General features: G+C 29.5%; 14 protein-coding genes. All 14 read right to left on the bottom strand.

Going from position 1 to position 12,059, the window contains the following annotated elements; translation table 11 throughout:
• Positions 1–22 precede the first annotated feature (22 nt).
• On the bottom strand, positions 23–478 hold the full coding sequence (locus RBH29_RS11195; protein ID WP_306696912.1) for a hypothetical protein: 456 nt from the start codon (positions 476–478) through the stop codon (positions 23–25).
• 102 nt (positions 479–580) lie between these two features.
• Entirely contained in the window at positions 581–733 is a 153-nt protein-coding gene (locus RBH29_RS11190) for a hypothetical protein (RefSeq protein WP_306696911.1), read from the bottom strand.
• Positions 734–817: 84 nt separating this feature from the next.
• Positions 818–1,045 carry a VOC family protein gene (locus RBH29_RS17860; protein ID WP_373463328.1) on the bottom strand — a complete coding sequence of 76 codons (228 nt, stop codon included), beginning with the start codon at positions 1,043–1,045 and terminating at the stop codon, positions 818–820.
• Between the two features lie 259 nt (positions 1,046–1,304).
• Positions 1,305–2,087 carry a PhzF family phenazine biosynthesis protein gene (locus RBH29_RS11180; protein ID WP_306696910.1) on the bottom strand — a complete coding sequence of 261 codons (783 nt, stop codon included), beginning with the start codon at positions 2,085–2,087 and terminating at the stop codon, positions 1,305–1,307.
• Between the two features lie 181 nt (positions 2,088–2,268).
• On the bottom strand, positions 2,269–3,162 hold the full coding sequence (locus RBH29_RS11175; RefSeq protein ID WP_306696909.1) for a PhzF family phenazine biosynthesis protein: 894 nt from the start codon (positions 3,160–3,162) through the stop codon (positions 2,269–2,271).
• A gap of 538 nt (positions 3,163–3,700) precedes the next feature.
• On the bottom strand, positions 3,701–6,718 hold the full coding sequence (locus RBH29_RS11170; protein ID WP_306696908.1) for a TrlF family AAA-like ATPase: 3,018 nt from the start codon (positions 6,716–6,718) through the stop codon (positions 3,701–3,703).
• Positions 6,719–7,197: 479 nt separating this feature from the next.
• Positions 7,198–7,950: a toll/interleukin-1 receptor domain-containing protein gene (locus RBH29_RS11165; RefSeq protein ID WP_306696907.1), complete on the bottom strand. Its 753-nt coding sequence runs from the start codon at positions 7,948–7,950 to the stop codon at positions 7,198–7,200.
• Between the two features lie 137 nt (positions 7,951–8,087).
• The gene (locus RBH29_RS11160; RefSeq protein ID WP_306696906.1) at positions 8,088–8,264 is read right to left on the bottom strand and encodes a hypothetical protein; all 177 of its coding nucleotides are present in this window, start codon (positions 8,262–8,264) and stop codon (positions 8,088–8,090) included.
• A 176-nt stretch (positions 8,265–8,440) separates the two neighbouring features.
• Positions 8,441–8,656 carry a hypothetical protein gene (locus tag RBH29_RS11155; protein WP_306696905.1) on the bottom strand — a complete coding sequence of 72 codons (216 nt, stop codon included), beginning with the start codon at positions 8,654–8,656 and terminating at the stop codon, positions 8,441–8,443.
• Between the two features lie 296 nt (positions 8,657–8,952).
• Positions 8,953–9,591 (bottom strand): hypothetical protein, encoded by a 639-nt coding sequence (locus RBH29_RS11150; RefSeq protein WP_306696904.1) that lies wholly within the window; start codon positions 9,589–9,591, stop codon positions 8,953–8,955.
• Positions 9,592–10,132: 541 nt separating this feature from the next.
• Positions 10,133–10,819 (bottom strand): DinB family protein, encoded by a 687-nt coding sequence (locus tag RBH29_RS11145; RefSeq protein WP_306696903.1) that lies wholly within the window; start codon positions 10,817–10,819, stop codon positions 10,133–10,135.
• A 20-nt stretch (positions 10,820–10,839) separates the two neighbouring features.
• On the bottom strand, positions 10,840–11,091 hold the full coding sequence (locus RBH29_RS11140) for a hypothetical protein (protein WP_306696902.1): 252 nt from the start codon (positions 11,089–11,091) through the stop codon (positions 10,840–10,842).
• 105 nt (positions 11,092–11,196) lie between these two features.
• Complete coding sequence (locus RBH29_RS11135) at positions 11,197–11,490, bottom strand: hypothetical protein (RefSeq protein ID WP_306696901.1); 294 nt, start codon at positions 11,488–11,490, stop codon at positions 11,197–11,199.
• Positions 11,491–11,587: 97 nt separating this feature from the next.
• On the bottom strand, positions 11,588–12,059 hold a 472-nt coding region (locus RBH29_RS11130; RefSeq protein ID WP_306696900.1), incomplete at its 5' end, for a transglutaminase-like domain-containing protein.

Raw genomic sequence — 12,059 nt, 5'->3', positions numbered from 1 at the left:
ATTAGGTTCAGTAGATATATCTTTAAACTTCCTCCGGCTCCATATTTTCATCAAACAAGTCTTGTATAAAATTGTAATCTATACTTTCTGAGCTATCTCGATAAAAAAATGGGTCTTTTCGTATAGTATCATTTGAGTTTATTATTAATTCCCTATACACACTACCGTCAATTTTATAGATGGTTGTTCTATACGAATATCCCATATACCCTATAGAAATCTTTTCTTTTTTCAACCTCACCATATTAAGATTTTTGATAATATGCTCAATATCTGTAGTATTTGTTACTGTAATTGAATTGCCTGTATTACCGTCAAAAATTTTTATCATAGATACCTCTGAAGGTTCAATGTCAATGATTGAACTTGGTGTGTTCCACCAAATCAAACTTCCAATAATAATTATTATTAATATTATGAAAACCCTAACAATTTTTTCTTCTTCATTTATATTCACCTCCAATAAAGATACAATCATATCATGTTTGTTCTATAAGAGCCTTTAATTAAATACCTTAGTTGCTTCAATAAATCTTTTCATTTTCAAATTTATAAATATCTTATAAAATCACAAGCAATTCTATTTATATACCTTATCTATTTTATTAATATCAATATGCTCTAGACTATTTCCCCCTGCAACTCCAAGAATCATAGGGGTTAAAATATCGTAGCATTTCAACTGTTCACACATTATTTTATTTAAAGTTTGCAACTGGTATACTGAATCCAAATTCAGGTGTTTTTCTCCTTTCAAAACACACCATATCTATATCTAAATTTTTAGTTTTTAAAGCATTTGCAACTTCTTCCTAACTTAAATTGTGATTTCTATTCTATTACCATCTGGGTCACTTATAATACTTTCAAAATAACCATCACCCGTAGTTCTAGGTTCACTTAATATTCCATATCCATCTTCTCGTAATCGTTCTGTTAATGATATCACTTTTGATTTACTCCCTACTGATACAGCTAAATGAGCTAACCCAATATAATTCTTACCTTCACTTTCACAACTCTCTAAAACAGTTGGATTTTGCATTATTTCTATACGACATCCTTCGGAAAAGGATAAAAAATATGATTCAAACTTAGTACATTTATTGGTGTACTTTTGGTTTAGCACCGAAATACGTAACATAAAATTCCTTAAGTTCTTCTAAATTATTCGTCCATATAGCTATATGTTCAAGTTTCATATAATACTCCTTAAAAATATTATTATTATGTAAGGCTAATAATGATTATAAACACAGTTGGTTATTAATCATATATTGTATTAACACAGTTTTATCAAATTCTCATCTTAGTTCACCACAAAAAACCGTTTTTGCCTGACCGCCTAAAAAAACTCTATTTTTATCAATTTTAATTCTTAATATTCCACTTCTTTTTGATGCTTGATAGGCCTTCATTTGAGTTTTACCTAATTTCCTTTTCCAGTATGGTGCCAAACAACAGTGAGCTGATCCTGTAACTGGATCCTCGTTGACCCCATAAGCAGGAGCAAAAAATCTTGATACAAAATCAAATTTATTACTATCAGATACACTTGTAACAATGATTCCTCTTGTGTCAAGTTTTTTCAGCGCCTCATTATCAGGTCTTAAATTTCTTAGAACATCTTCATTTTCTACTTCAACTATGTAGTCCATTTTATTTTTACCTGTATATTTAGGTACTACTTTTAGACCCTCAATAATTTCATTTGGTGTAGTTACTTGCTCATCTTCTTCAATTGGAAAATCCAACTCTATCAAATCTCCTATTTTATTTGCCTTTAATACTCCACTCTTTGTATAGAAGACTGCTTCTTCTAGTAATTGAAGTTCACCAGTTTCCCACAATATGTGTGCAGATGCAAGTGTAGCATGACCACACAAATCAACTTCTTTTTCTGGAGTAAACCACCTTAAATCAAAGCCGTCAAGTTTCCTTTTAATAAAAGCTGTTTCAGATAAATTCATTTCACTTGCCATATTTTGCATCCAACTATCATTTTCATTAGTTATATAATAACATACACCTGCTGGATTTCCTTTAAATCTTTCATTTGTAAACGCGTCAACTTGAAATATTTTCATTTAAGTCCTCCTAGTATCATTCTTTATCTTATTTTAAGACTCCACCTATAAGGTGGAGTTCCTCTTATAAATCCTTCACACTCAAAAAAACCTTAGACTTACTTTTTAAAAACTTTTATACTATCCCATGATTTTGCATCATTATATGTATTTTCACCCTTACCTTTATAAGCTATCTATACTATTTATAGTAAAAATACTTCCCTTCAATTCTAACTACTGCCCCACCTCCAAATAATACTCTTTCAAATCTATTATTATCTTTATACGTTTTAAGTTTAACAATAGTATATCTTTCTTTTTCACCACATTGTTCAATTGATATGATTTTTCCATCCCAATTTTTATGCTTTAACAAGTAATAACCAAAGGCTGAATTTCCTGATCCAGTAGCTGGATCCTCCAAATATCCAAATGTAGGTGCAAACACTCTAGTTCTATAAGCGTTTTTTAAATTCGCAACTTCTGCACAAAACACTTCAATAATATCAATTTTATTTTTAACACAGAATTCTTTTAACTCTTCTAGTTTTGGTTTTAAATTTAATATTGTCCCTAAAGATTTTATTGATACAATAAGAGTTTCTAAACCAGCATTTACAATCTCCGGTTCATTATCTATGTCTGAAATTTTAGTTTTTAAAGCATTTGCAACTTCTTCTTTAGATACTTTTTTTGAATTAAATTCTGGTATAGGTGACATTATAAAAACCGCATCTTCATCTTCAATCCTATTTTGAACAACCAAGTTTCCCTTGTTTGTAACAATATTAACTTCAGATTTCTTAATTAACTCATTGTCGTTTTTTATAATATCATACATAATTGCAATAGTTGCATGTCCACAAAATTCTACTTCCTTTTCAGATGAAAAATACCTCAATTTATATGTACTCTTATCAACTTGAAAAACATATCCTACCTCATTTACATATCCTTTTAACTCTTGTGCTATTTTTAGCATTTCCTTATCAGTAATGTCATTAATTGAATCTAATTTTATATACCCTGCTGGATTTCCATCGGAATTTCTTGTAGCAAATGCATCAATCTTTTTGAAATTAAATATTTTCATAGCCTTCTCCTTCTCAATCTAGTCTTTTTCTTGCATACTATCTTAGGTAATAGAAAAATCCAAGCTTGCTCACAACTTATTTTCTATCTTAAGTTGAACGGTTAAGTTAATGTCAACTCTATATATCAATATACTCTAGACCATTTCTCCCTGTAATTCCAAGAATTGTATGGGTTAAAAGATTCTAGTATTTTAACTGCTCACACATTATTTTATTTAAAGTTTGACCTATATAGTTCTCCGTGTGTACTTCGCCTAACTGTTTCCAGTTTCGATGCAACACTTGATATGGATGGTTTACTAAACCTTCTCCAACACGGAAATTCATTATGTCAAAAGTAATAGCCTTTGCCTAGCGTACTAACGTCTCTGCAATTCTCGATGTGATCCACCTCTGAAAATATTTCCGACTATCTCAATAACAGCTCGTCGCGAATTCCTTCAAAGCTCTGTCAAAGCAAGGGGCATAATGGAGATTGACATGTTATAGGATGTCATTTTCATGTATATTAAATACTTTTACAGTAATTTATTTAGATTATCTTAAGTATTTCAACTCCCTACTTTCGAAAGCTGGCATTGTACCCTCAAGTATTCGAACAATTTCCTTATTAATGTTAGGATTTTCAATTGATCCTGAAATGCATTTAAATTTATGATTGTGCTTTTTATCAATGTCAACATAAATAATTTGCTCAGCATCTGCTACTACAGCCAAATTCGGATTATGTGTCACCATAATAGTCTGTCTTTTGGACTTAGCTTTTTTAATAAATGGAACTAGAATATTAAATATACTTTGATTATCAAGATTATCTTCAGGCTGATCAATGATTAAAGGCATTTTACTTCTGTCTAATAGTAAATAGAATACTAGGAGTAGCGCTCCTTTTTCACCTGGCGAGATTTCATTGAGGGACTTAGTGTCTAATTTTAATGAATAACTCGGTACAATATAGTCTAAAGTATATAAAAAGTTATAGAATTTATTGTGCTTACCTTTAAGAATTTGACTTGATATATCTCTCTTAACTAAATTTTGATTTTCGCGTTTATCTATTTCTAAGTGTTCAACTATAGATTCAAGATTGCACTTTATATCATCAAAATCTTTAATGTCTATATTAAAAATGTCTGTTAATATTTCTTTGTTATTTCCTCTAAAACTTCCTTTTTTCGAACCATCTATATAATCAAAAAAGTCAATGAAAAAACTTTCTTTAATTTTATACCCTGCATCTAAGCTTATTTTGAACTCATTTAAATTATCATTATTTCCTTCAATGAATTTGTCAATAGCCACCTTTATTTTGTTATAAATCTCAATAATATTTTCCTTTTGCATAAAGATTTTTTCGCACTTGCTTAAACGATTAAGTCGTTCTTTGTCAATGTCCATTTGTAGTCCATTTTCAATATAGTCAATCTCATTCTCAAGGTATTTGATTGTATTAGTAGAATCTTTAGATCCTATAACTTCTTTCTTTTTAATCTCCCAATTTTTTAATTCTACTAAGTACTGTTGATACAATCGGTTTGGCTCAGCAAGTTTTTGAGAGATTTCTTTAACTCGTTTTTCTAATAATAGTTTTTTGAAATATAAACTATTTTCATATAGTTCTTCTTGTTGATTTAAATCTGCTGATTCTACTTTAATTAATAGGGGTTCAATTTCAAGAAGTCTATTCTCAATCAAAGCAATTGTATGATCTAAATCCATTCTATTTAACTTAAAGTTCACTACATTTGTAATTTCTATGCCTAAGTTAGAAAACTGCTCCTGATTATTTTTAACAAAATTCTCAACGTATTGTTCCAAACTTGTTAACTTATCTTCAGCAGATACAACTTCTAATTTCTCCTTAACTAAACCTGTTTTTTCTTTAGTAATATTCTCAATATCATTAATAACTTTAGACAACTCTTTATTAAGCTCATCTAATTTGCTATTATTCTCTTCATCTTTTGAGCTTACAGATGGAGGAAGCACATTACTTGGCTTTTTAATAGAATTTAATATTGCATTTTGCTCCTTCAATTTACTTTTTAAAGATTCCAAGTAATCACTTTCAGCTTTCTTTTCAAGCTCTATTATTTTGGTATTAATACTATTAATTTCAATAGATAATTTTGAGATGTTATCATTAATTGTGGCGGTTTTCTTATTCATTAAGTCATCAAAATCTATATAAATATCTCCTTCATTTATGTGTGAGAAAATAACATTATTTATTTCTTTTTCAAAACTTTCATCCAAGTTATTTGTGATCTTCTCAAAAAAACTCTGAGGAATATATTTAACAAGTTCAACACTATTATTGTCAACATCATCATTCAGACCTTTGGTTATTTCTGGTAGATTCTTTCTCGTTAAACATGCAGTAAAATTTTTGGCTTTTTTTCCCTTTTCTTTTCTGAATTTATTGTTATTTAGGAAATTGAAAAACTGATGGTTTTTGCTATTACCAAGTAGACCAATTATATCAGCTACAGCACTTTTGCCTTTTCCTTTATTCCCAATAATAGCTACAAGTTCTTTATTAAGTGGTATAATTATATCTTTAAACCAAATGCCATCTTTCCCATCGTACTCCTTAATATTATTAATAGATATTTTCTCGATAAAGCACTCTGGTTCTCGCCTCAATCTATCGAACAGAGGTGGCTCAACACCAATATATACTCTATGTTCTGGTTCGTACAAAACCTGTTTCAATCCATTAAAGTTTGTATCAGCTTTAATCCAAGTAAATCTGTCTTTATCAGGTTTACAAATTTTATCTAATGAATGCGCATCTGAACCATGTATGCATGCTTTCAAATTTCCGCATTCTTTTATTACCAGTTCTTTTGATGTTTTATTACCTACAAAAAATTCACGATCATTTGGATTTCCTGAAAAAATCATGTCTGCCTTAAAATATATATTCCTTCTTCCCGCTTGCATACCATTCTGTTGTTGCAATCCAGATACACCATCTTGATTACTATTAGCAACAACTGTTATAGCATTATTTCTAAGTAAATCATTTTTTCCCAATATCTCATTTATGCTATCTACATTAACCTTGAATTGAGTTATTCCTTCAACATATGCCGTTCTTTTATCTAGTTTTTCATTATTCGTGAAATCTCTGCCTAGTCTAACGAGTTCTGATTTTAAACATGAATATTTGTTACCACCCATTCCAAACTCAAGTTTTGAGAAAAATAATGAATCAATATTTTTTATAATGTCAGGAGAAAAGATTACGTGATAGTTAATTGCTTTTGCTTTACATGTCGCTGGCATAAGTCTTAATTCAACATTCGGTAATAGTAGTTCAATGTTCTGAAGTCTACCCTTATTTTTATATTCCATCATCTTTAAATAACCATCAATTGAGAAGTAATCAGTGATTCCTAAAACTTTGATATCTTCTAATTTCTCAATTTCATCTATGTAATTTTTCCATTTCTCATCAAGATTTTTACCTTTAAATTGATTATTCAAAGCAGTTTCAGGAGAGTGAATATGCAAGTCCCACTTTCGCCATTCTGAACCTTTTAAACTCATAGTTAATTCCTTCCTTCCTTTCAACAATGTTTATAATTGCTAATTATCTAAATAAATTATGTAATCAAGCTAACTAATGAAATTTATATCTCATAACGTCGTCAGTCACGACTGCTTTGAGCCTTAGTACGACTGCTCTTGGCAAAAAGCTGTGGTACAAAATTACTTCTTTGGCTTTTCTCTTCGCACCCTTGCGTGACTGGGTTTATTTGGCAAGATTAATTGTCCCGTTATTCAGAGGATCACAGGACGTGCGACCCTTTCTAAAAAACGAAGTAACGCCTTTCTTTTACACTACAACTCCAAAATAGATATTATATCTCTCTTAATCCTTTTAAAGCATTCATTTCTAAAATCTGATACAAGACTGCTTTCTGTTAAACATTTTGATAGTATCCTTATATACTACTTACATAATTTCATAAATTAAAACGCACTTCTTTTCCTCTTATATCAAATTACGTATATATAATTCTATTTTAAATAACTGCTCTCCATGGAATATCTTCATATTTCACGCCATCACATCTAATACCTCTTATTTTCTCTTTATTTTCTAAATCTTCTAGTACATTATATATATCCAGTATTTCTATTCCATATTTATCAACATCATATTCTTTGTTCAGTATTTTATATATTTCATGTGTACTAATGCCTTTATTATTATTGTTTCGTATTAGCTTAAAAACCAGTCTTTTATAGTCTATATTACTTTGAATTATAGTCCTAGAATCTTGTTGAATTTCTTTGCTAATTAATTCATTGATTTTTTTTAGATATTCGTTTCTTCTTTTTTCCCAAATATTTATATTTAATGGAGCAATGCCTAATATTTTTTCTATTTCATTTTTAAGTTCATTAATATCTTCATTGACATTGATTTCTAATCCCTGTTTTCCAACTATTACTCCTTCAATATCTTTAAATTTAAATGGTGGAACTATAATAGGAATATGTTTATTTGTCTTAACCCAAGCGGCTCCCATTTCACACAAACATATTTTACTATGATAAAACCTTTCTGAAAGAACAAATAATACCAGAGAATTTTCATTAAGTGTATTTTTTATATATTCTAAAAAATCTTCTCCTAAAGGTACGCCATATCCCTTAACTGACGAACAAAATATAATATCATCATTTACTTTCATATCTGTAAGTAGCCTTACCAAACACTCAGCATAATCTTTGTCAATGGATGAATGACTAATAAATATTCGCTCTATCATTTGATTCTCTCCCTTATTGTTATTTTCAATTTGTAATTTTTCTCTCCCCGTAAAAAACAAATTAACCTCATATCTAAAATTAGATCCTAAATCTTTTTCATCTGACAAAGAACACTTATTATATAGAAATAATTCAACTATTTCCGATTTGATTTTTCTATATATATATCATAATTGTCTCTTGTAGACACTTGAACTTTATAATCTTTTTCATCTATTTGTTTATACCACAACCACGATTTTCCACCTTTTATCCCCCAAGGCAAAAAATTAAGTTTATAATTAAGTGCAATTCTTTCTAATTCTTGTTTCATACAAATACCCCCCTTTTAAAGTATCTATTTTGTCAAACCTTCAAGTTCACCATCTTGAAAACCAAAGCCAAAATATTCGAGTTACAGAGTTTGACATTCCAACACATTCTTTTGAGTTTCCACAAAGTTAAATATAAATTTCAGTTTTACGCCAGCATATCAAACAAAATATAAACTCAGGCTGATAGAAAACCAGCAATATTTGCAACCTCAATCGACCATACTGTTTCAATTAATGTAAATTTTTCTAGTTCCATGTGCATCCGCTCCCTATGTTTTCTAATTAATTGCTTGTTTTTGTACCAACCTAATTTAAATGTAACTATAAAAATTACTGGTACGAGGAGGCAAAGTATTGTGGTCAATTGACCTACCATACCTGCTTTTTCCAACAACCTAGATTTACATCTTTTTCATATAAAATACATAAAGCAATTGTTTGATTTTATTAAAAAATTATAATGTTTCTACAATAGATACTACAACGTATTTCCCTAGCAATACCGACGCGGGACGCATCGGTTAGCAATTAATTTCATCAAATGCCTTCACATTAACGACATCAATGAGCAATATCCGCAGAGCCTTTCTTCTTGGCAGCACTTGTCGCCCGGTGAGACGGTGTATCAGCAACACCCCTTAAGCACGCTCAAAGTGTGAAAATATTGTTAGGTGAAGTTCATTATTCTTACCCACTTTTTAACCTATATGCAATAAATACAGGTTTTTGAATATTATTAAAAGTAGCAAAGAATCTTGAATATGTATTTCCTAGGTTAAATTTAATATAATCTTCATTCCATTTTGTTATTTTTTCAAGTACCTTGTTCCATGACAACTTTGGAGATTTATTTAGAATATTGAGAAGATGAGAATCATCTATTAATTGAACCTCATCAACAAGTGTTCTCGTCTCAATTTCACCATCAATAAATTCATATGTCACTAAAGTTTGATGAGTATTATTTTTAATTATGAACCATTGAATTTGAGCTCCAAAACCTATATCTTTTATTCTTGTAGCAAGAGGACTACCACATATGGCTGAAACATTATTCTTCCCTAACTCATAAGCTTGCTCAAATAGCGATTGTCTAAAAGTAACTTCAATAAAATTTGAATTAGGTGAATCTGTCTTTGGTCTTCTGGCAAATAACGCTACCAATTTTATATCACTTAAATAATTTAATGAAGATAATAAGGTATCATCTCTTTTTCGTTGAAAGAAAAACGGATAATAAAATTCAAATTTATCTTTAAAAGTTTTATATAATTCATGAATTAATAAATACTCCATAGATCTCACATTGGAAAATCCTGTTGTCATTTATTTCCACTCCCAAAAATGAATTTTACCTAACTAAATATTCACAAACTTATGTTCGAAAATACCTATCTATCCCCCAAACCTCATACTACCTTCATCTTAAAAATATAACTTTAAACTCAATATTTTACATAATATATTTTATCAAAATTTACCTATGTATGTCAACCAAATTAAAACATTTATATACAAAATTCTTTATTTTACAACATAAAAAAAGAATACGCTTGAGATATTCTATGTTTTGAAAGTTTTCGATATATTTATAAAGCAACTAAACTCCCAAAAGTATTTTACCTAAAACCAATCTAGTGAGCAAATAAACCTTTTCGTATCTTTTCTATTCTTAAATATTATCACCTTTTTACAATTGTCAATTTATAATAATTTTTTATAAATTAACTTCTTTCGTTTAAATAGATATTTGATTACATATGATATGAATTCACAATTAAGTTTTTCATAACAGCCTGATAATATATCTAGCCTTTTATATTTCATATAGATAAATCGCCTTTTTATTATTTCCCAAAGACAAATCTTATCTCATTCTACTAAACTTTTTCTTTAATTTTAATGAATCATTTAAATGCACAACTTGATGTCTAGTCAGTGGCATAAGTATTAACCCTGCAATATTCTTTTTTCCCCAAAAATCCAATAACCATTTTGAATCCTCGACATCTAAGACTCCATCCTCATCAAAAATACGTTGTAGTCTATCTTTCTGAACTTTTTTTCTCATATCAGTTGGCTCTAGGTTTAGAATAATATTTCGTGTTCTTCTTCCTACCGCCATTCTATAATTTCGCAGTTCTTCCAAATTGATTTTTAGGCTAAAGTCTATTATTTCATTTTTAGTCATTGCATTTCCAGTATCACTTACTTTAATATTAAGTTTAGCAGACCAATCCTTACAATTAAATTCTTGAATTTCATCAGCAATTAAAAGGTTTACTGTCAGATCTTCTATTCTTGTAATATACCAAATATTCCATGCAATAGTTACATCTTTTAGTGTCGGCATTGTAACAAAAGCTTTAATGTCTAAGCCATCCCAAAGTTGATCTTCTAATGTTTGTATGTCTCTGCTAGACACATCACATGAATGTACAATAGAATGTAAATCTAGTATTATATCAATTGCTTTACTAAACTTGTCTTCTTTTAGTATTATATTTCTTAAAAGTTTCTGTTTTGGATTCCAATGTTCACTTACACTAAACATATCGACCTACCTTTTCAAATTCATTCTGCTTCATAGCAGTACAACTCCAAGAACAACACCGCAGTTTCTCTAGGGATAAAGGATAATATTTCACGATCATTTTCATCAATGCCATAAAATTTGGGATCCCTTCTAAATCTGTTTTCTTCTAAATGCTTTAATAGTTTATGTATTGTAAAACTCCAGCTCTTTAAAGGTCTTCTAACAGTTTCAACAATTCGAATAACTTCATTAACATTTCCAGCTTCTAAAACCACCTTATTTCCAGCCATCATCTTTCCCCTATATATGTTAATTAATAAACATTTTTACAAAGATACGCTCTATCAAATTTCGTCCCATTAGCAGCATGTCTTGTTATAATGTTATTAAATTAATTATTTATTTTTATCCCGTTCTCTTACATAATCCCAGTATTCTGAAGGAGTTTTTTCTTTCTCGACTACATCTAATTCACCAATCTGAGCTATTGCTTTTATTTTATCATTTATAATTTGTTGAAAGCAGTTAGGTACATGATCTTTATAATACCTATGAAAGGCAACACATTCTTGACATTTTCCATGCCATTCACATTTAGTCTTTGGACATGAACATTTTAAGTTTTTAGGATCTTTCAAAATTGATCTAATTTCTTGAACAACATTATAAAATTCTTCTTTTGACTTCATTTAATCCCCCACTCCTTTATACATTTTTGGCAATCACATAATCAACTTTCACCACGGATGTCAGAAAAACTGACTATTTAGATTCATAAGCAAAATCTTAATTAACAGTTTCTAATAGCTTGCTTGGCAGATTATTATACAGTTCTAGAGTATCATCATATTGATTAAGCCTATCTATTACACTTTTATCTGGATTAGAAAATATAGTCCATATATCTTCCTCTCTTTTTTCTTTCCTAACATGAAAGGCTAACCTTTCATGTTCTATGGAAAACTGTGCATCAATACATCCTATGTTTCCTCTAGCATCTAATCTAATCCATCTTCCTATATCTCTAATAAAAACTGCATTTAGTCCATGTAATATAATGTATGGGGCTGTGTCATCATTAAGGAGTAACTTTTGATAGCAAAGCCCTGTTGGAATTCCAAGAAATCTTAACATGGCAGCAAGCAAATGAGATTTTGCATAACAGATTCCTTGTCTATATTTTAATACCTCTGAAGCTTTACATGTCACTATTTTACCATCAATATCAGCAGAGTGTTTAATATCATCTCTTACAAAC

It is taken from the genome of Herbivorax alkaliphila, from assembly GCF_030848475.1.
GTDB lineage: Bacteria > Bacillota > Clostridia > Acetivibrionales > Acetivibrionaceae > Herbivorax.
The sequence above is the reverse complement of the archived record's forward strand: the minus strand, read 5'-3'. Positions and strand labels throughout refer to the sequence as shown.